The organism is Paeniglutamicibacter sp. Y32M11, from assembly GCF_019285735.1.
In the GTDB taxonomy this organism is placed as follows: Bacteria; Actinomycetota; Actinomycetes; order Actinomycetales; family Micrococcaceae; genus Paeniglutamicibacter.
In genome coordinates this window covers 479,540-503,917 of sequence record NZ_CP079107.1, presented here as the reverse complement: position 1 = coordinate 503,917, position 24,378 = coordinate 479,540, and the positions used below count along the sequence as shown (strand labels likewise).

Here is a 24,378-nt window from a genome sequence, read left to right as displayed (position 1 = left end):
ACGAGCAGCACTGAACACCCACAAAACACATACTTTGATGTGCCTGTCTGGTGTTAGTTGCTCCTTAGAAAGGAGGTGATCCAGCCGCACCTTCCGGTACGGCTACCTTGTTACGACTTAGTCCCAATCGCCAGTCCCACCTTCGACGGCTCCCTCCCACAAGGGGTTAGGCCACCGGCTTCGGGTGTTACCAACTTTCGTGACTTGACGGGCGGTGTGTACAAGGCCCGGGAACGTATTCACCGCAGCGTTGCTGATCTGCGATTACTAGCGACTCCGACTTCATGGGGTCGAGTTGCAGACCCCAATCCGAACTGAGACCGGCTTTTTGGGATTAGCTCCACCTCACAGTATCGCAACCCATTGTACCGGCCATTGTAGCATGCGTGAAGCCCAAGACATAAGGGGCATGATGATTTGACGTCGTCCCCACCTTCCTCCGAGTTGACCCCGGCAGTCTCCTATGAGTCCCCACCATAACGTGCTGGCAACATAGAACGAGGGTTGCGCTCGTTGCGGGACTTAACCCAACATCTCACGACACGAGCTGACGACAACCATGCACCACCTGTGAACCAGCCCCAAAGGGGAAACCATATTTCTATGGCGATCTAGCACATGTCAAGCCTTGGTAAGGTTCTTCGCGTTGCATCGAATTAATCCGCATGCTCCGCCGCTTGTGCGGGCCCCCGTCAATTCCTTTGAGTTTTAGCCTTGCGGCCGTACTCCCCAGGCGGGGCACTTAATGCGTTAGCTACGGCGCGGAAAACGTGGAATGTCCCCCACACCTAGTGCCCAACGTTTACGGCATGGACTACCAGGGTATCTAATCCTGTTCGCTCCCCATGCTTTCGCTCCTCAGCGTCAGTAGATGCCCAGAGACCTGCCTTCGCCATCGGTGTTCCTCCTGATATCTGCGCATTTCACCGCTACACCAGGAATTCCAGTCTCCCCTACATCACTCTAGTCTGCCCGTACCCACCGCAGATCCGAAGTTGAGCCTCGGACTTTCACGGCAGACGCGACAAACCGCCTACGAGCTCTTTACGCCCAATAATTCCGGATAACGCTTGCGCCCTACGTATTACCGCGGCTGCTGGCACGTAGTTAGCCGGCGCTTCTTCTGCAGGTACCGTCACTTTCGCTTCTTCCCTACTGAAAGAGGTTTACAACCCGAAGGCCGTCATCCCTCACGCGGCGTCGCTGCATCAGGCTTTCGCCCATTGTGCAATATTCCCCACTGCTGCCTCCCGTAGGAGTCTGGGCCGTGTCTCAGTCCCAGTGTGGCCGGTCACCCTCTCAGGCCGGCTACCCGTCGTCGCCTTGGTGAGCCATTACCTCACCAACAAGCTGATAGGCCGCGAGTCCATCCCTGACCAAAATTCTTTCCACCAAAAACCATGCGGTCTACGGTGCATATCCAGTATTAGACCCAGTTTCCCAGGCTTATCCCAGAGTCAGGGGCAGGTTACTCACGTGTTACTCACCCGTTCGCCACTAATCATTCTGTGCAAGCACAAAAGTCATCGTTCGACTTGCATGTGTTAAGCACGCCGCCAGCGTTCATCCTGAGCCAGGATCAAACTCTCCGTAAAAAAATATACAGACACAACCAACACGCCAACTGGAAAAAGTCGACCGGGTTGCACCAAGTAAAAACATCCTGGCAAATTGCCTCAAGCATCCACACCGGGGGGTGCAAACCTTGAAGCCATTCACCAATAAAATAAATAAATTGGTATCAACAAACTTGGCACACTATTGAGTTCTCAAACAACAGACACTTCCAACACCACCACCAGAAAACAATGTTCCGGCCGCTTCGTTCTGGAGCAACTTATCTACCTTACCCCACCGCGTGTCGAAGAACAAATCCACCATCAAGGTGATACTCGCTCTCCAGCACCCAGAACCAGACAAAAATCGAAGGCATTCAAAAACGCCGACCATAATGATCAGATATCTAAGGAAAGGAAGATGGTCAACCAGGAGATCCTCAGCGAAAACTTCCGCTGTCCTCATCCCGGCAACTCAAAGAACTATACACACAAAACACCCGAAGGGGAAATCAGCCCTTTCCCCCACCAAAAACCCCGCCAAACCAGCCCAAAACCAGTCCCCACACGCCCCAGCTCGACTAAAACATTAAAAAACATCACCGTGACCCCCGCGACACTGCCACATACCCGCTGCGCGCCACTCACCAAGGATCGCTGAGTACTAGTTCTGCGGCCGAGGTTTCGCGCAGTAGCAACATATTCGGGACCTGAAGTCATTCCAGTACGCGGCCAATGATCGTGATGCGCGCCTGAACCGGAAGCGACAGCAAAATCTAGCAACAGGTATACCGGCTAGGCGACTTCGAAGCCGGCACGGGACCGTCGAGCCAAGCCTCGCAAGGGCAAGAACGTAGCCCCTACAAAGTCACGGGATACTGGCGACAGGACAGGGTGGATCCAACCCACGGAGTTTTCAGAGAACCAACTGGTACTCATCCTCGGCTAGGCCTCCGCGCCAGTTCTCTTGTGTGATGGTTTGGTACCCGCCAGTGGGCACGGCCCCCAACCGAAACTGGGGGCCGATCCGGTAGTCTCCGTCGTCATATGACAAACCCACAAGCCAAGGGCTGATGCTCACAGTACCCACAACCTGGAACTCAAACTTAATCATGGAATCAGTCTCTATTCGAGCAATCGAATCAGTCTTGGCTACCGCGTAACGAAGCCGCGAACTTTCGCCCAGGTCCTGGGTCTACACCGAATTTTTCCGCGTAGTGCTCATGGACGACGGCCCAATGCTCATGTGCCGTCTCCTCTGTGACAGGTGTCCCAGAGAGATAGGGCTCGAGCCGCGACAAGTAGGCGTCCCAGCCCGCAGCAGTTTGCGCGGCGAGTGTGCGGTCATCGAAGACATGAGTGAACGTCAGTCGGCAGCCCTCCTCCAAAGCCTGGATCTCGAACATTTGCAGCTCCCCGGCGAAGGTCCAGGCCAAGAGCCGCTGCGGTTCAACTTCAGTTACTTCAAGGGTTGCTCCGCCAGCCTCAAAGCTCTCGCCCTTCGCGGGGGTCCAGTCCACTGCGGCCGGGAACCAACTCGCAAGTTCGTCCGGGACGCTGACCGCTCGCCAAACGCGATCAACCGAATGTGAAAGCCCCAGTTCGACCACGCGTACATAATGCCACATAGAGAAACGGACTATCTGCAGCAAGAATAGACATTCAGAGAAATTTCTTATGAGCAACTACGTCAAACTACCCATGGGGTTTGAGGCAGTCCTTGGTTTTCCTGCCGCTGCGCTGCGCGCATCCGGGATCAAACGATGAGGCTCCGTTCTCGTCATGTAAAACGGAGATGCGTTTGCTCAAATACCGCGCCCATGGTGCCCTGGGTGATATCCGAAAGGATCCGGGAGTCAGCACACAATAGCAACTCCTATCAGCCCGAAGTAATGGGGACGGGAAGTGCCGAGAAACGCGGCTTTCAGGTCGCATCAGCTCTACCTGTCCCCGGATGCAAGTCAAGGCGCTAGATGTACCCGGCAAAATCATGATGCCACCAGAAGAACCGGCGGTTAGCATAAACGTTTAGTTCTATCGGAAGATGGGCAGAGTCGCTATGAGCCTGACTATGGGTCCGGCGTAGGGACCGGATGAATGTCGGCCGGGAGGCACACCGGCTCCCTGGACCCGGCCGCAGTGATTAAGCTTAAACATCGAAGCCCCTGAACACTATGTGTTCAGGGGCTTCGGGACAGTTATGTCCGGCGGTGACCTACTCTCCCACACCCTCCCGAGTGCAGTACCATCGGCGCAGTGGGTCTTAGCTTCCGGGTTCGGTATGGGACCGGGCGTTTCCCCCACGCTATGACCGCCGTAACTCTTTTACCGCGCAATCCTTATTCAGGACTGCTGGTGGCTTCTCGAGTCACAGGCAATGCTGTGGTTCTTCAGTAGATAACTATAACGCACTAGGTCCTACAAAGCCAATCAAGAGCCGCCTTTTGGTCAGTGACAGCTGTCACTGACCAAAAGGCCATGATTCATCAAAGACGTCGATAGATGCGGTTTGAGGTGGGTGGTAATTGCAGGGAAGGCAAAGATATCAAGCCCTAAGGCTGGAGCCGAGAATCCTCGTCCCATACTCATATACCTTGGCGCGGAAAGTTGGTGGGTGTTCCGCTACGCCACGATCTCGGGCCAGGTCAGACTGAGGTGTCCTCGCAGGAATTCACATAGGCAGTGGCGTATAGGCCGAAAAGTGTGTCCGCGAGGGGCCTGCTTCCCAACGATGGCGCAGTAGAACGAGGTTTCTTATACCTTTGAGCCATTAACCGTGAATGGTTCTGGAAAATCGAAGCAATGTGAAGTATGCGGATCTGCCCTGAAACGCAATGGAAAGACCTCAGTCGGAACCCAACGCTGGAGGTGCATCCACTGCGGGGCCAGCAGTGTCAAGAAGCGCCCTGACCTGAAACGTCGAGCCGAGCTAAACCTGTTCCTCCAATGGATCTTGGGGAAACAGTCCCAGGCCTCCTACAACCCCGGCACGGGTAGAACCCTCCGACATAACACCCAGTGGTGTTGGGCGATCGAACCATCCCTAGCGCCCACCGGCGAAGTCCACCTGCAGATCCAAATGGACGGCATCTATCTAGGACGTGGGTGGTGTTGCCTGATCGCGATTGCCAACGGCAAAACCATTGGCTGGCAGTGGTGCGATAGTGAAAAGAGGGTGGCCTGGATAGCGTTGCTGGAACAGTTCCCAGCACCCCGGGTCGTGATCATTGACGGTGGCTCTGGGCTAGCGGCAGCACTGTCGCAAGCGTGGCCAGAGACTCGCGTTCAACGCTGCCTGGTCCATGTCCAACGCAACGTGCGCACTTATCTGACCCTGCGACCACGAACGGACGCGGGAAGAGCCCTTCGGCGAATTTCCCTTGCCCTGACACGCATCAAGACCCGAGAACACGCCACCCAGTGGATGCAAGCGCTGCAGGAATGGCACCACACCTTCGGGGACGTGATCAAGGAACGCACCTACCCGGCGGGACCTGGCGGCCACCGGCCCAAAGGTGTGAAGCCCACCCAAACCTGGTGGTACACCCACACTCGCCTACGTTCGGCCTACAAACTCCTCGAACGGCTGGTGCGCAGTGGTGAGCTCTTCACCTACCTGGAGCCAGAATTTGATGGGCTGGCCATCGCTTCGACAACCAACCACATCGAGGGCGGCGTTAACACTCAGCTCCGTGCGCTGCTGCGCGGGCACCGTGGCATGCCGCCGGCCCATGCGAAACGGGCGGTCGAATGGTGGCTCTACTCCCACAGTGAGAAACCAACTGAACCGCACACTCTCATCCGGCCTGAACACCTCAACACGAAACCAGTGAAGAAGCAGATCCAGGAGGAAACGATTGGGCCGGAACTCATCGGCACCGCACTGACTGAAGCCGAAGGGCTCTGGGTCAGAAAAGGATGGGCCGGCAGACCCTGCTGAATCATGCTCTGACATGGCACAGCCCCGGGTGACACACCCGGGGCAGACACACTTTTTTGCCTATAAGCCTAGGCAGTACGGCCTTGTGGAGCCGGCCAGAATCATGCAGCCGGATCATCCCGACCCCTTCAAGGAGTGGTCTTGTGGGTGTTAAACATCGAAACCCCCAAACACGTCAGTGTTTGAGGGTTTCGGAACAAAATATTGTCCGGCGGTGACCTACTCTCCCACACCCTCCCGAGTGCAGTACCATCGGCGCAGTGGGTCTTAGCTTCCGGGTTCGGTATGGGACCGGGCGTTTCCCCCACGCTATGACCGCCGTAACTCTAGTACCAACCCTATATGCGACATTTCTGCCTGGGGGTGGTGAATCTATGGGTTACGACCACAATAGTGGTTGTATATGTTGTTGATTCCGCGAAAAACAAAATGGGTTTGTTGTTTCGGGACCGTATAGTGGACGCAGCGTTTCTTGCCAACACCCAAAGGGTGTGTGGTGTTTGTGGTTTAAGTTGTCGGCCTATTAGTACAGGTCAGCTTCACGAGTCTTTAGTCCTCGCTTCCACATCCTGCCTATCAACCCAGTGGTCTGGCTGGGGGCCTCTCACACTCAAAAGTGTATGGAAATCTCATCTCGAAGTGGGCTTCCCGCTTAGATGCTTTCAGCGGTTATCCCTTCCGAACGTAGCTAATCAGCGGTGCACTTGGCAGTACAACTGACACACCAGAGGTTCGTCCGTCCCGGTCCTCTCGTACTAAGGACAGCTCTTCTCAAATTTCCTGCGCGCGCAGCGGATAGGGACCGAACTGTCTCACGACGTTCTAAACCCAGCTCGCGTACCGCTTTAATGGGCGAACAGCCCAACCCTTGGGACCTACTCCAGCCCCAGGATGCGACGAGCCGACATCGAGGTGCCAAACCATGCCGTCGATATGGACTCTTGGGCAAGATCAGCCTGTTATCCCCGAGGTACCTTTTATCCGTTGAGCGACGGCCGTTCCACAACGTGCCGCCGGATCACTAGTCCCGACTTTCGTCCCTGCTCGAGCTGTCGCTCTCACAGTCAAGCTCCCTTGTGCACTTACACTCGACACCTGATTGCCAACCAGGCTGAGGGAACCTTTGGGCGCCTCCGTTACTCTTTAGGAGGCAACCGCCCCAGTTAAACTACCCATCAGGCACTGTCCCTGACCCAGATCATGGGCCGAAGTTAGGTGACCGGTACAGCCAGAGTGGTATTTCAACGATGACTCCACCCGAACTAGCGTCCGAGCTTCACAGTCTCCCACCTATCCTACACAAGCTGCACCGAACACCAATACCAAACTATAGTAAAGGTCTCGGGGTCTTTCCGTCCTGCTGCGCGTAACGAGCATCTTTACTCGTAGTGCAATTTCGCCGAGTTCATGGTTGAGACAGCGGGGAAGTCGTTACTCCATTCGTGCAGGTCGGAACTTACCCGACAAGGAATTTCGCTACCTTAGGATGGTTATAGTTACCACCGCCGTTTACTGGGGCTTAAATTCTCAGCTTCGCTCCAAAGAGCTAACCGGTCCTCTTAACCTTCCAGCACCGGGCAGGAGTCAGTCCGTATACATCGTCTTGCGACTTCGCACGGACCTGTGTTTTTAGTAAACAGTCGCTTCCCCCTGGTCTCTGCGGCCCACACCCGCTCCAGAACGCTAGGTTCTTTCACGAGGCAGGCCCCCCTTCTCCCGAAGTTACGGGGGCATTTTGCCGAGTTCCTTAACCATGATTCTCTCGATCGCCTTAGTATTCTCTACCTGATCACCTGTGTCGGTTTGGGGTACGGGCGGCTAAAACCTCGCGTCGATGCTTTTCTTGGCAGCATAGGATCACCGAATCACCCCCCAAAAGGGGCGCCTATCAGGTCTCAGACTTATATGAATCGCGGATTTGCCTACGACTCGTCCTACACCCTTGGACCAGGTCAATTCCATTGCCTGGCTCGGCTACCTTCCTGCGTCACACCTGTTAATACGCTTACCTCCCTGGCTCGGGTCCCACGCCGCACACCCAACAACATTCCCGAAGGAACATCAAAAGGGTCTTTGGGGTGGTTAGCATTACCAGTTCAATATGGACGGTTTTTCGCCGGTACGGGAATATCAACCCGTTGTCCATCGACTACGCCTGTCGGCCTCGCCTTAGGTCCCGACTTACCCAGGGCAGATTAGCTTGACCCTGGAACCCTTGATCATTCGGCGGACGGGTTTCTCACCCGTCATTCGCTACTCATGCCTGCATTCTCACTCGTGTGGGCTCCACCGCTGGTTTACACCGCGACTTCACTGCCCACACGACGCTCCCCTACCCATCCATACGGCTGGACCACGAAGGCCTACCAAAATATATGAATGACGCAACTTCGGCGGTGTGCTTGAGCCCCGCTACATTGTCGGCGCGGAATCACTTGACCAGTGAGCTATTACGCACTCTTTCAAGGGTGGCTGCTTCTAAGCCAACCTCCTGGTTGTCTTCGCAACTCCACATCCTTTTCCACTTAGCACACGCTTAGGGGCCTTAGTTGGCGTTCTGGGCTGTTTCCCTCTCGACTATGAAGCTTATCCCCCACAGTCTCACTGCTGCGCTCTCACTTATCGGCATTCGGAGTTTGGCTGACGTCAGTAACCTTGTAGGGCCCATTAGCCATCCAGTAGCTCTACCTCCGATAAGAAACACGCAACGCTGCACCTAAATGCATTTCGGGGAGAACCAGCTATCACGAAGTTTGATTGGCCTTTCACCCCTACCCACAGCTCATCCCCTCCATTTTCAACTGAAGTGGGTTCGGTCCTCCACGCGCTCTTACACGCGCTTCAACCTGGCCATGGGTAGATCACTTCGCTTCGGGTCTAGATCACGCCACTAACTCGCCCTATTCAGACTCGCTTTCGCTACGGCTTCCCCACACGGGTTAACCTCGCGACGTAACACTAACTCGCAGGCTCATTCTTCAAAAGGCACGCTGTCACCCCAACAAGGAGGCTCCAACGGATTGTAAGCGCACGGTTTCAGGTACTATTTCACTCCCCTCCCGGGGTACTTTTCACCATTCCCTCACGGTACTTATCCGCTATCGGTCATTGGGTAGTATTTAGGCTTACCAGGTGGTCCTGGCAGATTCAAACGGGATTTCTCGGGCCCCGTCCTACTTGGGATACTTCCACAAAGCGGCGGAACGCATTAGCACTACGGGACTCTCACCCTCTACGGTCCGGCATTCAAACCGATTCGCCTATACGCCCGCACCTCACTTCACCAGTCCGGCAGAACTGATACGGAAAGTCCCACAACCCCGACCATGCAACGCCCGCCGGCTATCACACATGGCTCGGTTTAGCCCCATCCGCGTTCGCTCGCCACTACTAACGGAATCACTATTGTTTTCTCTTCCTGAGGGTACTGAGATGTTTCACTTCCCCTCGTTCCCTCCACGTAGCCTATGTGTTCAGCTACGGGTCATACGGCATAACACCGTACGGGGTTTCCCCATTCGGAAATCCTGGTATCAACGTCCGGTTATCGACTCCTCCAGGCTTATCGCAGATTCCCACGTCCTTCTTCGGCTCCCAATGCCAAGGCATCCACCGTGCGCCCTTAAAAACTTGACCACAAACATGATCAAAATAATTACAAGCGCTAAAACATTACAATCGAAAGAATCAAGAAAACACACAACCCTAAAAGAGTTATGTGCACCAAGATTCATTATCATAAGAAATTGCTTTGCAAAACAAACAAACCAACCAACAACCCCAAAAGAGTTATCAGTCAATCCTGTTTCACAAGATGCTCGCGTCCACTATACAGTTCCCAAACAACAACCCCATCACACCCACCACCAACACCACACACCCCAAAGGATGCGCACCATGCTCGCTTAGGCCATGCGCGGGACAACACTAAAACAACAAACCCACCAACCCCTCCCACACACCCCAACGGGCATACAAGAAAAGTCGGAGCCTGTTATTTCAGGACCCAACAGTGTGCCAAAAAACCATCCACCCTCATAGAACTCATCTCATTCCAACCCGCAAGCGAGCGTACTAAAAACAACCTCCACAACATGAACAGCCATAATTTGTTGATATTCCACCCTTGAGCACTCGCCCATCAACACAAGTGATGGATACGAGCAGCACTGAACACCCACAAAACACATACTTTGATGTGCCTGCGAAGGTGTTAGTTGCTCCTTAGAAAGGAGGTGATCCAGCCGCACCTTCCGGTACGGCTACCTTGTTACGACTTAGTCCCAATCGCCAGTCCCACCTTCGACGGCTCCCTCCCACAAGGGGTTAGGCCACCGGCTTCGGGTGTTACCAACTTTCGTGACTTGACGGGCGGTGTGTACAAGGCCCGGGAACGTATTCACCGCAGCGTTGCTGATCTGCGATTACTAGCGACTCCGACTTCATGGGGTCGAGTTGCAGACCCCAATCCGAACTGAGACCGGCTTTTTGGGATTAGCTCCACCTCACAGTATCGCAACCCATTGTACCGGCCATTGTAGCATGCGTGAAGCCCAAGACATAAGGGGCATGATGATTTGACGTCGTCCCCACCTTCCTCCGAGTTGACCCCGGCAGTCTCCTATGAGTCCCCACCATAACGTGCTGGCAACATAGAACGAGGGTTGCGCTCGTTGCGGGACTTAACCCAACATCTCACGACACGAGCTGACGACAACCATGCACCACCTGTGAACCAGCCCCAAAGGGGAAACCATATTTCTATGGCGATCTAGCACATGTCAAGCCTTGGTAAGGTTCTTCGCGTTGCATCGAATTAATCCGCATGCTCCGCCGCTTGTGCGGGCCCCCGTCAATTCCTTTGAGTTTTAGCCTTGCGGCCGTACTCCCCAGGCGGGGCACTTAATGCGTTAGCTACGGCGCGGAAAACGTGGAATGTCCCCCACACCTAGTGCCCAACGTTTACGGCATGGACTACCAGGGTATCTAATCCTGTTCGCTCCCCATGCTTTCGCTCCTCAGCGTCAGTAGATGCCCAGAGACCTGCCTTCGCCATCGGTGTTCCTCCTGATATCTGCGCATTTCACCGCTACACCAGGAATTCCAGTCTCCCCTACATCACTCTAGTCTGCCCGTACCCACCGCAGATCCGAAGTTGAGCCTCGGACTTTCACGGCAGACGCGACAAACCGCCTACGAGCTCTTTACGCCCAATAATTCCGGATAACGCTTGCGCCCTACGTATTACCGCGGCTGCTGGCACGTAGTTAGCCGGCGCTTCTTCTGCAGGTACCGTCACTTTCGCTTCTTCCCTACTGAAAGAGGTTTACAACCCGAAGGCCGTCATCCCTCACGCGGCGTCGCTGCATCAGGCTTTCGCCCATTGTGCAATATTCCCCACTGCTGCCTCCCGTAGGAGTCTGGGCCGTGTCTCAGTCCCAGTGTGGCCGGTCACCCTCTCAGGCCGGCTACCCGTCGTCGCCTTGGTGAGCCATTACCTCACCAACAAGCTGATAGGCCGCGAGTCCATCCCTGACCAAAATTCTTTCCACCAAAAACCATGCGGTCTACGGTGCATATCCAGTATTAGACCCAGTTTCCCAGGCTTATCCCAGAGTCAGGGGCAGGTTACTCACGTGTTACTCACCCGTTCGCCACTAATCATTCTGTGCAAGCACAAAAGTCATCGTTCGACTTGCATGTGTTAAGCACGCCGCCAGCGTTCATCCTGAGCCAGGATCAAACTCTCCGTAAAAAAATATACAGACACAACCAACACGCCAACTGGAAAAAGTCGACCGGGTTGCACCAAGTAAAAACATCCTGGCAAATTGCCTCAAGCATCCACACCGGGGGGTGCAAACCTTGAAGCCATTCACCAATAAAATAAATAAATTGGTATCAACAAACTTGGCACACTATTGAGTTCTCAAACAACAGACACTTCCAACATCCACGACCCGGACTTACATTTTCCTGCCGGCGCTTCGCTCTGGAGCAACTTGTCTACCTTACCCCACCGCGTGTCGAAGAACAAATCCACCATCACTGATGAACACTGCCCCAACACTCAGCTCCCACCATCTCATCGGCACAACAAAGCACCGAACAAAATTTTTGGAAGGGGATTGAGTAGAAATTCGGTCGCCCGGCGATTCTCTCCGCAGTATTCCCGCGGTGTCCCTCGCGGCGACTTAGAAAACTATACACACAAAACACCCGAAGAGGAAATCGCCCATAACCTCCCCAGCAACCCCCGCAAACCCCGAAAACACAACGAAACCACACCAAAAAACCACCACTCAGCCCACACACCCACCAAAACCACCCCAGTGATCCCCACCACGAGCAAAAGCGACAAGGACGTTCCACCACCAAACACTGGCGATGAAATCAACACTGCACTTTCCCGAGCTAACACCTGGGACAGCGTTGAGTCACAGGCGTGTTCATATGAGTGAGGCACTCAAATCAAACGTAACCGCGAAAACCACGAAGGATCCATCGACCACGGTTATGGGCAAACTGCGAAACCCCAAAAAAAAATACCCGAGATCCAACGAGTCACACTCTTCAGCACCACACGCCAAGACGAAATACTCACTGGCAGATCCGGATTGTCGAGGTGACCAGCCTCCTATTTGCCCGTCACAACGTCCAGGACCCGTTGCCAAGACTCTCATTGGATTAACGGCTGAGCACAGCGACCAATGAATTAGCGTCCATTAGTTGCAAATCTTGTCTCTGGCACATCATGAAAATGATCAAAGGATAGCCAGACGAGTCAGCGTGTGGCCCAGCTCCTTTTCAAAGGAGCAATTTTTCCGCGGATTGCATCAATGCCGGCGATCTCGACCGATGCTTCTCCCCGAGACTTACTCAAGTGCTGCTTCGTGCTGGCTGGTCGGGGTCGGTCTGGCCAGGGCTTTGAGTGCTGCGGGAGTCTGCTTAACGCAAAAAGGGGTCGGGTTCTGTCGGTGTGAGCCGACAGATCCCGACCCCTTCAAGGAGTGGCGTGTTGGGTGTTAAACATCGAAACCCCCAAACACGTCAGTGTTTGAGGGTTTCGGAACAAAATATTGTCCGGCGGTGACCTACTCTCCCACACCCTCCCGAGTGCAGTACCATCGGCGCAGTGGGTCTTAGCTTCCGGGTTCGGTATGGGACCGGGCGTTTCCCCCACGCTATGACCGCCGTAACTCTAGTACCAACCCCTACATGCGACATTTCTGCCTGGGGGTGGTGAATCTATGGGTTACGACCACAATAGTGGTTGTATATGTTGTTGTATCCGCGAAAAACAAAATGGGTTTGTTGTTTCGGGACCGTATAGTGGACGCAGCGTTTCTTGCCAACCACCGAACATGTTCGGTGGTAATGGTGTTTGTGGTTTAAGTTGTCGGCCTATTAGTACAGGTCAGCTTCACGAGTCTTTAGTCCTCGCTTCCACATCCTGCCTATCAACCCAGTGGTCTGGCTGGGGGCCTCTCACACTCAAAAGTGTATGGAAATCTCATCTCGAAGTGGGCTTCCCGCTTAGATGCTTTCAGCGGTTATCCCTTCCGAACGTAGCTAATCAGCGGTGCACTTGGCAGTACAACTGACACACCAGAGGTTCGTCCGTCCCGGTCCTCTCGTACTAAGGACAGCTCTTCTCAAATTTCCTGCGCGCGCAGCGGATAGGGACCGAACTGTCTCACGACGTTCTAAACCCAGCTCGCGTACCGCTTTAATGGGCGAACAGCCCAACCCTTGGGACCTACTCCAGCCCCAGGATGCGACGAGCCGACATCGAGGTGCCAAACCATGCCGTCGATATGGACTCTTGGGCAAGATCAGCCTGTTATCCCCGAGGTACCTTTTATCCGTTGAGCGACGGCCGTTCCACAACGTGCCGCCGGATCACTAGTCCCGACTTTCGTCCCTGCTCGAGCTGTCGCTCTCACAGTCAAGCTCCCTTGTGCACTTACACTCGACACCTGATTGCCAACCAGGCTGAGGGAACCTTTGGGCGCCTCCGTTACTCTTTAGGAGGCAACCGCCCCAGTTAAACTACCCATCAGGCACTGTCCCTGACCCAGATCATGGGCCGAAGTTAGGTGACCGGTACAGCCAGAGTGGTATTTCAACGATGACTCCACCCGAACTAGCGTCCGAGCTTCACAGTCTCCCACCTATCCTACACAAGCTGCACCGAACACCAATACCAAACTATAGTAAAGGTCTCGGGGTCTTTCCGTCCTGCTGCGCGTAACGAGCATCTTTACTCGTAGTGCAATTTCGCCGAGTTCATGGTTGAGACAGCGGGGAAGTCGTTACTCCATTCGTGCAGGTCGGAACTTACCCGACAAGGAATTTCGCTACCTTAGGATGGTTATAGTTACCACCGCCGTTTACTGGGGCTTAAATTCTCAGCTTCGCTCCAAAGAGCTAACCGGTCCTCTTAACCTTCCAGCACCGGGCAGGAGTCAGTCCGTATACATCGTCTTGCGACTTCGCACGGACCTGTGTTTTTAGTAAACAGTCGCTTCCCCCTGGTCTCTGCGGCCCACACCCGCTCCAGAACGCTAGGTTCTTTCACGAGGCAGGCCCCCCTTCTCCCGAAGTTACGGGGGCATTTTGCCGAGTTCCTTAACCATGATTCTCTCGATCGCCTTAGTATTCTCTACCTGATCACCTGTGTCGGTTTGGGGTACGGGCGGCTAAAACCTCGCGTCGATGCTTTTCTTGGCAGCATAGGATCACCGAATCACCCCCCAAAAGGGGCGCCTATCAGGTCTCAGACTTATATGAATCGCGGATTTGCCTACGACTCGTCCTACACCCTTGGACCAGGTCAATTCCATTGCCTGGCTCGGCTACCTTCCTGCGTCACACCTGTTAATACGCTTACCTCCCTGGCTCGGGTCCCACGCCGCACACCCAACAACATTCCCGAAGGAACATCAAAAGGGTCTTTGGGGTGGTTAGCATTACCAGTTCAATATGGACGGTTTTTCGCCGGTACGGGAATATCAACCCGTTGTCCATCGACTACGCCTGTCGGCCTCGCCTTAGGTCCCGACTTACCCAGGGCAGATTAGCTTGACCCTGGAACCCTTGATCATTCGGCGGACGGGTTTCTCACCCGTCATTCGCTACTCATGCCTGCATTCTCACTCGTGTGGGCTCCACCGCTGGTTTACACCGCGACTTCACTGCCCACACGACGCTCCCCTACCCATCCATACGGCTGGACCACGAAGGCCTACCAAAATATATGAATGACGCAACTTCGGCGGTGTGCTTGAGCCCCGCTACATTGTCGGCGCGGAATCACTTGACCAGTGAGCTATTACGCACTCTTTCAAGGGTGGCTGCTTCTAAGCCAACCTCCTGGTTGTCTTCGCAACTCCACATCCTTTTCCACTTAGCACACGCTTAGGGGCCTTAGTTGGCGTTCTGGGCTGTTTCCCTCTCGACTATGAAGCTTATCCCCCACAGTCTCACTGCTGCGCTCTCACTTATCGGCATTCGGAGTTTGGCTGACGTCAGTAACCTTGTAGGGCCCATTAGCCATCCAGTAGCTCTACCTCCGATAAGAAACACGCAACGCTGCACCTAAATGCATTTCGGGGAGAACCAGCTATCACGAAGTTTGATTGGCCTTTCACCCCTACCCACAGCTCATCCCCTCCATTTTCAACTGAAGTGGGTTCGGTCCTCCACGCGCTCTTACACGCGCTTCAACCTGGCCATGGGTAGATCACTTCGCTTCGGGTCTAGATCACGCCACTAACTCGCCCTATTCAGACTCGCTTTCGCTACGGCTTCCCCACACGGGTTAACCTCGCGACGTAACACTAACTCGCAGGCTCATTCTTCAAAAGGCACGCTGTCACCCCAACAAGGAGGCTCCAACGGATTGTAAGCGCACGGTTTCAGGTACTATTTCACTCCCCTCCCGGGGTACTTTTCACCATTCCCTCACGGTACTTATCCGCTATCGGTCATTGGGTAGTATTTAGGCTTACCAGGTGGTCCTGGCAGATTCAAACGGGATTTCTCGGGCCCCGTCCTACTTGGGATACTTCCACAAAGCGGCGGAACGCATTAGCACTACGGGACTCTCACCCTCTACGGTCCGGCATTCAAACCGATTCGCCTATACGCCCGCACCTCACTTCACCAGTCCGGCAGAACTGATACGGAAAGTCCCACAACCCCGACCATGCAACGCCCGCCGGCTATCACACATGGCTCGGTTTAGCCCCATCCGCGTTCGCTCGCCACTACTAACGGAATCACTATTGTTTTCTCTTCCTGAGGGTACTGAGATGTTTCACTTCCCCTCGTTCCCTCCACGTAGCCTATGTGTTCAGCTACGGGTCATACGGCATAACACCGTACGGGGTTTCCCCATTCGGAAATCCTGGTATCAACGTCCGGTTATCGACTCCTCCAGGCTTATCGCAGATTCCCACGTCCTTCTTCGGCTCCCAATGCCAAGGCATCCACCGTGCGCCCTTAAAAACTTGACCACAAACATGATCAAAATAATTACAAGCGCTAAAACATTACAATCGAAAGAATCAAGAAAACACACAACCCTAAAAGAGTTATGTGCACCAAGATTCATTATCATAAGAAATTGCTTTGCAAAACAAACAAACCAACCAACAACCCCAAAAGAGTTATCAGTCAATCCTGTTTCACAAGATGCTCGCGTCCACTATACAGTTCCCAAACAACAACCCCATCACACCCACCACCAACACCACACACCCAAAGGTGCGCACCATGCTCGCTTAGGCCATGCGCGGGACAACACTAAAACAACAAACCCACCAACCCCCTCACACACCCCAAAGGGCATACAAGAAAAGTCGGAGCCTGTTATTTCAGGACCCAACAGTGTGCCAAAAACCATCCACCTCATAGAACTCATCTCATTCCAACCCGCAAGCGAGCGTACTAAAAACAACCTCCACAACATGAACAGCCATAATTTGTTGATATTCCACCCTTGAGCACTCGCCCATCAACACAAGTGATGGATACGAGCAGCACTGAACACCCACAAAACACATACTTTGATGTGCCTGCGAAGGTGTTAGTTGCTCCTTAGAAAGGAGGTGATCCAGCCGCACCTTCCGGTACGGCTACCTTGTTACGACTTAGTCCCAATCGCCAGTCCCACCTTCGACGGCTCCCTCCCACAAGGGGTTAGGCCACCGGCTTCGGGTGTTACCAACTTTCGTGACTTGACGGGCGGTGTGTACAAGGCCCGGGAACGTATTCACCGCAGCGTTGCTGATCTGCGATTACTAGCGACTCCGACTTCATGGGGTCGAGTTGCAGACCCCAATCCGAACTGAGACCGGCTTTTTGGGATTAGCTCCACCTCACAGTATCGCAACCCATTGTACCGGCCATTGTAGCATGCGTGAAGCCCAAGACATAAGGGGCATGATGATTTGACGTCGTCCCCACCTTCCTCCGAGTTGACCCCGGCAGTCTCCTATGAGTCCCCACCATAACGTGCTGGCAACATAGAACGAGGGTTGCGCTCGTTGCGGGACTTAACCCAACATCTCACGACACGAGCTGACGACAACCATGCACCACCTGTGAACCAGCCCCAAAGGGGAAACCATATTTCTATGGCGATCTAGCACATGTCAAGCCTTGGTAAGGTTCTTCGCGTTGCATCGAATTAATCCGCATGCTCCGCCGCTTGTGCGGGCCCCCGTCAATTCCTTTGAGTTTTAGCCTTGCGGCCGTACTCCCCAGGCGGGGCACTTAATGCGTTAGCTACGGCGCGGAAAACGTGGAATGTCCCCCACACCTAGTGCCCAACGTTTACGGCATGGACTACCAGGGTATCTAATCCTGTTCGCTCCCCATGCTTTCGCTCCTCAGCGTCAGTAGATGCCCAGAGACCTGCCTTCGCCATCGGTGTTCCTCCTGATATCTGCGCATTTCACCGCTACACCAGGAATTCCAGTCTCCCCTACATCACTCTAGTCTGCCCGTACCCACCGCAGATCCGAAGTTGAGCCTCGGACTTTCACGGCAGACGCGACAAACCGCCTACGAGCTCTTTACGCCCAATAATTCCGGATAACGCTTGCGCCCTACGTATTACCGCGGCTGCTGGCACGTAGTTAGCCGGCGCTTCTTCTGCAGGTACCGTCACTTTCGCTTCTTCCCTACTGAAAGAGGTTTACAACCCGAAGGCCGTCATCCCTCACGCGGCGTCGCTGCATCAGGCTTTCGCCCATTGTGCAATATTCCCCACTGCTGCCTCCCGTAGGAGTCTGGGCCGTGTCTCAGTCCCAGTGTGGCCGGTCACCCTCTCAGGCCGGCTACCCGTCGTCGCCTTGGTGAGCCATTACCTCACCAACAAGCTGATAGGCCGCGAGTCCATCCCTGACCAAAATTCTTTCCACCAAAAACCATGCGGTCTACGGTGCATATCCAGTATTAGACCCAGTTTCCCAGGCTTATCCCAGAGTCAGGGGCAGGTTACTCACGTGTTACTCACCCGTTCGCCACTAATCATTCTGTGCAAGCACAAAAGTCATCGTTCGACTTGCATGTGTTAAGCACGCCGCCAGCGTTCATCCTGAGCCAGGATCAAACTCTCCGTAAAAAAATATACAGACACAACCAACACGCCAACTGGAAAAAGTCGACCGGGTTGCACCAAGTAAAAACATCCTGGCAAATTGCCTCAAGCATCCACACCGGGGGGTGCAAACCTTGAAGCCATTCACCAATAAAATAAATAAATTGGTATCAACAAACTTGGCACACTATTGAGTTCTCAAACAACAGACACTTCCAACACCACAACCAGAAAACAATGTTCCGGCCGCTTCGTTCTGGAGCAACTTTTAAATCTTAGTCCTAATCAAACAACAAAGTCAAAACGACTTCCGAAGTTCAAATGGAATTCATCGCATTCCGGACTGCCAGTCACCCTTTCGGGCTAGCAAGCAGTGCTCGGTGCGAGAAATAACTCTACGCGCCATTGGCACCATTGTCCAAACGACGAGTACCCGCACCAAAGCACCAAAAACCCCCGAAAAACCGGGGCATACCGGTGCTTTTGGGCCGTCAAATGCCCAGAAACGGCGACAAACGGTGATTGTGAACTGACACACAGGCGCTTTGAGGCCCGTCCATCAGCAAAACAATTAAATTCAAGCCTCAAATCCCTCGGGCTGGACCACACATATGGAGTCAGGGTCCTCGGTCGAATAGTGGCCAACCGGATCCGCGTACTCGATCCAGGTACCGGTGGGCTCAAGATATTCAAAACGGTATTTTGTTCCATTACCAACACCAGGGATAAAAATTTCCCAAATACCACTGTTCCCGAGCTGACGCATCGCATGCGAGGACCCGTTCCAGATATTAAAGTCTCCGCAGACCCGTACCGCGACGGCCTCGTCCTGTCGAACCACAAAGCCAGTGCCTTCCACTTCACCCATGGGCGAGGAGTAATGCTGAGGGTGCGCACCGAGCAGAGATTCCTGCACGGTTGATCCTCCGGTCCGCAGTCGGTGCAGCTCCAACTCCCCCAAACGCGGGGTATGCCGATAGGGATCATCAACTACACGAGTTCCCTCGCGCTCGACTCGTTGGATCCGGTAGTCCGGAACGCGCCCAATTTCCTTGGCTTCAAGTAGGCCTACCCATATATCACCCAGTTCCCTGACCATGGGCACGGTCTCGGTGGAGGTGAGGATGTCCACCGCCAGTACGTGGCGTTGCAATGTCCGCACCCCCACCTGGCCGAACCTATTGAGATGTGGACCTAACACGGCATGTGGGGATTTGTCTTCCCCGCGTTCTACGGCTTCAAGGACGAGGGGATTTACGGGCAAGGCAGTCCCCAAAAGATTCTCAGATCCATGCGTCGGGTGGTTCTTGGCCTCGAGCTGAGTCTGACCCATGGTTTCTCTCCATCCCACTGGTTGAAGCAAAAGGAGTTGAGTCGGCGTCCTTGGACGCCACGTACTCTCCCCGTTGGACTCACGCTATCGAGTTTCAGCGGGCTTGGGAATAGGCGACTCATCGTGTCCGTGGGGAAAATCTAGGCCCGCCATTAACGAAGAAAGTGGCCCGGCAGATTCCTGAGGGAATCGCCGAACCACTTTCCGAGCGGGCCTATGTCACCGGATACTTCCCGCCGACACGGTGTCGCGTTATGCGCTGCGCTTGCGCGAAACCTCGTAGAGGGTGATGCCAACTGCCATCGATGCGTTCAGCGACTCCATGTTGGAGTTGATCGGGATCGAGACGATCAGGTCGCAGTTCTCGCGCACCAGGCGGGAAAGGCCCTTGCCCTCGGAACCTACAACGATGCACAGCGGATCGGTGGCCAGGCCAAGATCCGGAAGCGAAACGTCTCCTTCGCCGTCCAGTCCGATCACGAACACGCCGGCTTCCTTCATGCCCTTGAGCGTGGCGGTCAGGTTCGTCGCGCGGGTCACCGGAACGCGAACCGCTGCACCGGCACTGGTCTTCCAAGCCGTGGCGGTCATGCCCACCGAGCGACGCTCGGGAACAATCACCGCGTGGGCGTTGAAGGCCGAGGCCGAACGGATGATCGCACCGAGGTTACGCGGGTCGGTGATGCCGTCCAAGGCAATGAAGAGCGGCGCGTTCTTGACGTGGCCCTTCTTGAACTTGGAGATGGTGGCGTTGACGGTTTCCAGTGCATCGGCGTAGTTGTACGGCGGTACCTGAAGGACCAAGCCCTGGTGAATGGCCTCGTCGGTCATCCGGTCCAGTTCTGGCTTGCCGGTTTCCATCACCGGGATGCTGCGCTCGGCAGCGATCTTCAAGACTTCGCGGACACGCTCGTCCACGTCGATACGGATGCCAACGTACAGGGCCTTAGCCGGAATGCCGGCGCGCAGGGCCTCAACAACCGAGTTACGACCGGTAACGAGCTCTTCGCTGTTCTTTGAGCGACCACCGGTGCTGCGGCCGCGAGGTGCGGAGCTTCCGCCACGGGCGGGGGAACCGCCGCGCTTGGCGGCGGAGCGCTCTGCGAGCTCCTTGTTTTTGAAGGCCTTGTGGTACGTGCGGTCCTCGGCCTTGGGCGTGGGGCCCTTGCCTTCGAGTGCCTTACGGCCATATCCGCCGGTTCCGACGGAGGGGCCCTTCTTGCTCTTGCGTATGGCGCCGGAACGCTTTGGTGCAGCAGACATGATGGTTTTTTCCTAGGATCGGGGCGGACAGCACGGCGATTTGACTCGCCGCCCCGCCTATTTTAGCGACAAGGAACGTATATTCCTTGTTCTTTGTGGGCCAACTTACGCTTTGAGGCTCCAGCGAGCTCCATCGGCGGAATCTTCAACAACGATTCCGGCCGCGGCCAGAGTGTCTCTGATGGCGTCGGATCGAGCCCAGTCCTTGGCCTCGCGAGCCGCAGCACGCTCGGTCAATTGGGCAGCAACCAGTACATCGAGTGCGGCGCTTTGGGCCGCATCGGCAGAACCCGCGGACTCGATGGTGTCATCCAAACCCAACGCGTAGGTCATGGCCATGACCTGCTGCATCGCCTCATCGGCGGTGTCCATATCCCCCGCGGCCAGAGCGGTATTGCCCCGGCGCACGGTCTCATGAAGTGCGGCAAGTGCCTGGGGAACGTTGAGGTCATCGTTCATGGCGTTGGCAAACGCCTCGGTGACCTCGAAGTGGTGCATATCGATGTCAAAGTCTTCGCTGGGACCCACGCCATGGATGCGCGCCAACGCGTTGGTCACAAATCCGTCGATCCGTTCCACCGCAGCTGCGGCCTCGGGCAACGAGTCGGGACGGTAGTCCAATTGCGAGCGGTAGTGCGCCTGGCCCAGGAAGTAGCGGACCACCCGAGGGGTAGCCAGCTCCAGCATTTGTGTCGGAGAGATGGTGTTGCCAATGGACTTGGACATTTTTTCACCCTCGTAGGTGACCATGCCGTTGTGCATCCAGAAGTTGGCGAAGTCGTGGCCGGCAGCCATCGACTGCGCCATCTCGTTTTCGTGGTGTGGGAAACGCAGGTCAAGGCCGCCGCCGTGAATGTCAAAGGAGGTGCCGAGGTATTTGGTGACCATGGCCGAGCATTCCAGGTGCCACCCCGGGCGACCGGTACCCCAGGGGCTGGCCCAGGAAGCGGAGAGCGGATCGGAGTCCTTGTGCCCCTTCCAGAGCGCGAAGTCGCGGGGATCCTTCTTGCCACGCGGATCTGCGTCTGGGGCGCCCTGCATATCGTCAACGTTTTGGTGCGTCAGGCTGCCGTAGGCCGGGAAGGATCGGACGTCGAAGTAGACGTCGCCGGAGTCATCAAGCGCCGGGTAGGCGTGGCCGGCATTGATTAGTTCGGTGATGAGCCGGTGCATCTCCGGGATGTGCCCGGTAGCGCGCGGCTCATAGGTGGGCCGGCGCACACCAAGGGTGTCATAGGCCGAGGCGAATTCCTGCTCGAAGCGGTAGGCCAGTGCGAACCATGGCTCACGCGCGAAGTAATCTTCGTTTTCTTCGAAGTCCTCGGCAAAGGAGGCCGCAGACTTTTCCAGGATCTTGTCGTCGATGTCCGTGACGTTGCGGATCACCGTGACCTCAAGGCCGCGGTTTTCCAACCAGCGCGTGAGGATGTCAAAGGCGATGGCGCTGCGCACGTGGCCCACGTGCGGGAGCCCCTGGACGGTGGCGCCGCAATAGTACAGCCCGACCTTGCCCTCTATCAGGGGGACGAAGTCCCGGGTCGCTGCCTGCTTGGTGTCGTAAAAACGGATGCTCACCACTCAAGGTTATCCGAGCCGGTCAACCGAGTTGTGCGTGGCTCGGTGATGGTTCAGTGCTGCGGGGAATACACCAGCGCCGTGGCGTAGGCGGTGATGCCGGCGCCGGTGCCCTCGTAGCCCAGCCCGTCGGAGGTGGTGGCGGTGACGGTGACGGGGGCTCCGGCCGCGTCGCTGAGTACGGCGTCGGCCTCCAACCGGCGATCGGCGAATTTGGGGCGTCTGCCCACAAATTGCACGGCAACGTTGCCAATCTCAAAGCCCGCTGCCCGCACCAGACGCGCCGCCTCGCGCAGCAGCGTCGTTCCGGAGGCGCCGGCGTACTCGGGGCGGTCGGTGCCAAAGTGCGTTCCGAGGTCCCCGATCCCCGCCGCGGAGAAGAGCGCGTCACAGGCGGCGTGTGCCACGGCGTCACCGTCGGAGTGCCCGGAGAGACCTTGGTCATCAGGGAAGAACAATCCGGCTAGCCACATCTCGCGCGGTTCTGCGGGATCTGCAACGGCATGGACGTCGATACCGATTCCGGTTCGCGGGATCAGCGGGGCCGAGGCACCGGGGGCTTGCTGAGTCATGAGTGAAGCCTTGGGGGTGGGAGCGGACAACATGGATTCGGCCAGGGCAAGATCCGGAGCGGTGGTGATTTTCAGTCCCTGGGCCGTGCCCGGGACGGTATCGACGCGTTCGCCGGTCATTTCCATGAGCATGGCGTCGTCGGTGACGGCCTCTGCCCGTTCCTGATCCCAGTGTGCGGCGGCGCGGTGTGCCGCCAAGAGTATGGGGGCGTCGAAGCCTTGCGGGGTTTGCACTGCCCGTAGGTTCTGCCGCGCGGGGGTACCCGTGACATGTGGCTGCAGGGCACCCGGATCGGTGGTGACAGATTTGATGGTGTCGATGACCGGCAGCACGGGAATCACCGCGTGGGCGCCGGCGAGCAGGGCCGCGGTCACCTCGTGGAAAGTTTCCAGCGGGGTGAGCGCGCGCGCGGCATCGTGGATGAGCACGCGCTGGATATCGGGTCCCAGCGCGCCTAGGCCGGCGCGGACCGATTCTGTTCGGGTGGCTCCCCCAATCACGATGTGCGGGTGCAGTGGGTGCTGTGCCGCGTGGTCGGCGAGCCCCTCATCATTTTTCGGGAGCACCGCAATTACCTGTTCCGCGCAGCCGGCGAGCTGAATGCGGTCCAGCGCGTGCTCCAGCAGGGTGCGGCCTCCCAGCGGCACCAGCGCCTTGGGGATGCCATAGCCCAAGCGTGTGCCGGAACCGGCAGCAACAACGATGATGGCGGTTTGGCGGATCTCTCGGACACTGAAAATACTCGGGTCACTCACGCACTCCACCTTATCGGGGTTCGTGCTCGGCCCGCCCATTCCCCTGTCCCCAGAGCAGAGGAAGGGATTAAACGACGGTGGGGGTTCGGTGCGCCATCTGGCGTTCCGAACCCCCACCGGAGTACAAACTATTTAGAACTCGTGGCTACTATGAGGCCAAGACCTCGTCGAGCACGCTCTCGGCCTTTTCCTCGTCCAGCTTCTTGGCCAGCGCAAGTTCGCTGATCAAGATCTGGCGGGCCTTTGCCAACATACGCTTTTCGCCTGCGGAAAGACCGCGGTCGTTGTCACGGCGCCAGAGGTCTCGAACGACCTCTGCAACCTTGATGACATCGCCCGAAGCAAGCTTTTCCAGATTCGCCTTGTAACGGCGGGACCAGTTGGTAGGCTCTTCCGTGAATTCGGCTCGCAACACGTCGAAGACGTGATCCAAGCCCTCCTGACCAACTACGTCACGCACACCAACGAGATCGACATTTTCTGCCGGAACCTCGATGGTCAGATCACCTTGGGCAACCTTAAGCTTGAGATACATCTTCTCTTCGCCCTTGATGGTGCGCATCTTGATCTCTTCGATCATTGCTGCACCGTGGTGCGGATAGACAACTGTCTCGCCAACCTCAAAAACCATGTGGATAAACCCCTTTCCCACCTTCGAGTTTATCACGTTTACTGGGTAAATCAGTTCGGGGCCGTAGCCTACTCCCTAGCAATGACGCGGTTTTACCCCTTCCCAAGCGATGATTCTCCTGCTATGTAAAAGGTGCTCTGAG

Annotated in this window: 9 protein-coding genes and 8 rRNA genes; 3 read left to right on the top strand and 14 right to left on the bottom strand. The window is 55.8% G+C overall.

Annotated features, from left to right (window positions below; all coding sequences use genetic code 11):
• Nucleotides 1–68: 68 nt before the first annotated feature.
• Nucleotides 69–1,595, bottom strand: a 16S ribosomal RNA gene (locus tag KUF55_RS02265).
• A 166-nt stretch (nt 1,596–1,761) separates the two neighbouring features.
• Here KUF55_RS02265 and KUF55_RS02260 point away from each other — a divergent pair.
• Nucleotides 1,762–2,217, top strand: a complete 456-nt coding sequence (locus KUF55_RS02260; RefSeq protein ID WP_218817869.1) for a hypothetical protein — start codon at nt 1,762–1,764, stop codon at nt 2,215–2,217.
• Between the two features lie 481 nt (nt 2,218–2,698).
• Here KUF55_RS02260 and KUF55_RS02255 read toward each other — a convergent pair whose 3' ends face one another.
• Both KUF55_RS02255 and rrf (KUF55_RS02250) read right to left on the bottom strand, forming a co-directional pair.
• Nucleotides 2,699–3,184, bottom strand: a complete 486-nt coding sequence (locus tag KUF55_RS02255; RefSeq protein ID WP_255557425.1) for an SRPBCC domain-containing protein — start codon at nt 3,182–3,184, stop codon at nt 2,699–2,701.
• Between the two features lie 574 nt (nt 3,185–3,758).
• A 5S ribosomal RNA gene (gene rrf, locus KUF55_RS02250) occupies nt 3,759–3,875 on the bottom strand.
• Nucleotides 3,876–4,332: 457 nt separating this feature from the next.
• On the opposite strand from rrf (KUF55_RS02250), the gene KUF55_RS02245 reads away from it, so the two are divergent.
• On the top strand, nt 4,333–5,496 hold the full coding sequence (locus KUF55_RS02245; protein WP_218817664.1) for an IS1249 family transposase: 1,164 nt from the start codon (nt 4,333–4,335) through the stop codon (nt 5,494–5,496).
• A gap of 206 nt (nt 5,497–5,702) precedes the next feature.
• Here KUF55_RS02245 and rrf (KUF55_RS02240) read toward each other — a convergent pair.
• From rrf (KUF55_RS02240) to KUF55_RS02220, 5 genes are all read right to left on the bottom strand, one after another.
• A 5S ribosomal RNA gene (gene rrf, locus KUF55_RS02240) occupies nt 5,703–5,819 on the bottom strand.
• A gap of 180 nt (nt 5,820–5,999) precedes the next feature.
• A 23S ribosomal RNA gene (locus KUF55_RS02235) occupies nt 6,000–9,132 on the bottom strand.
• A gap of 592 nt (nt 9,133–9,724) precedes the next feature.
• Nucleotides 9,725–11,251, bottom strand: a 16S ribosomal RNA gene (locus tag KUF55_RS02230).
• Nucleotides 11,252–12,577: 1,326 nt separating this feature from the next.
• Nucleotides 12,578–12,694 (bottom strand): 5S ribosomal RNA (rrf, locus tag KUF55_RS02225).
• 189 nt (nt 12,695–12,883) lie between these two features.
• Nucleotides 12,884–16,016: ribosomal RNA gene (locus tag KUF55_RS02220) — 23S ribosomal RNA — on the bottom strand.
• Nucleotides 16,017–16,022: 6 nt separating this feature from the next.
• Between KUF55_RS02220 and KUF55_RS02215 the strand changes: the two genes are divergently transcribed.
• The gene (locus tag KUF55_RS02215) at nt 16,023–16,505 is read left to right on the top strand and encodes a hypothetical protein (RefSeq protein WP_218817663.1); all 483 of its coding nucleotides are present in this window, start codon (nt 16,023–16,025) and stop codon (nt 16,503–16,505) included.
• A 98-nt stretch (nt 16,506–16,603) separates the two neighbouring features.
• On the opposite strand, the gene KUF55_RS02210 is transcribed toward KUF55_RS02215, so the two are convergent.
• The 6 genes from KUF55_RS02210 to KUF55_RS02185 form a co-directional block, all read right to left on the bottom strand.
• Nucleotides 16,604–18,130 (bottom strand): 16S ribosomal RNA (locus KUF55_RS02210).
• The 16S, 23S and 5S rRNA genes sit together here, the layout of an rRNA operon.
• Before the next feature lie 553 nt (nt 18,131–18,683).
• Nucleotides 18,684–19,439: a hypothetical protein gene (locus KUF55_RS02205; RefSeq protein WP_132365173.1), complete on the bottom strand. Its 756-nt coding sequence runs from the start codon at nt 19,437–19,439 to the stop codon at nt 18,684–18,686.
• 252 nt (nt 19,440–19,691) lie between these two features.
• A complete protein-coding gene (gene rlmB, locus KUF55_RS02200; RefSeq protein ID WP_132365174.1) occupies nt 19,692–20,702 on the bottom strand; it encodes a 23S rRNA (guanosine(2251)-2'-O)-methyltransferase RlmB in 1,011 nt (336 codons plus the stop codon).
• 105 nt (nt 20,703–20,807) lie between these two features.
• Nucleotides 20,808–22,277, bottom strand: coding sequence for a cysteine--tRNA ligase (gene cysS, locus KUF55_RS02195; protein ID WP_132365175.1), 1,470 nt, complete (start codon nt 22,275–22,277; stop codon nt 20,808–20,810).
• A 53-nt stretch (nt 22,278–22,330) separates the two neighbouring features.
• Nucleotides 22,331–23,605: a 2-C-methyl-D-erythritol 4-phosphate cytidylyltransferase gene (gene ispD / locus KUF55_RS02190; protein ID WP_255557244.1), complete on the bottom strand. Its 1,275-nt coding sequence runs from the start codon at nt 23,603–23,605 to the stop codon at nt 22,331–22,333.
• 148 nt (nt 23,606–23,753) lie between these two features.
• Nucleotides 23,754–24,236 carry a CarD family transcriptional regulator gene (locus KUF55_RS02185; RefSeq protein ID WP_105551679.1) on the bottom strand — a complete coding sequence of 161 codons (483 nt, stop codon included), beginning with the start codon at nt 24,234–24,236 and terminating at the stop codon, nt 23,754–23,756.
• Nucleotides 24,237–24,378: the final 142 nt, after the last annotated feature.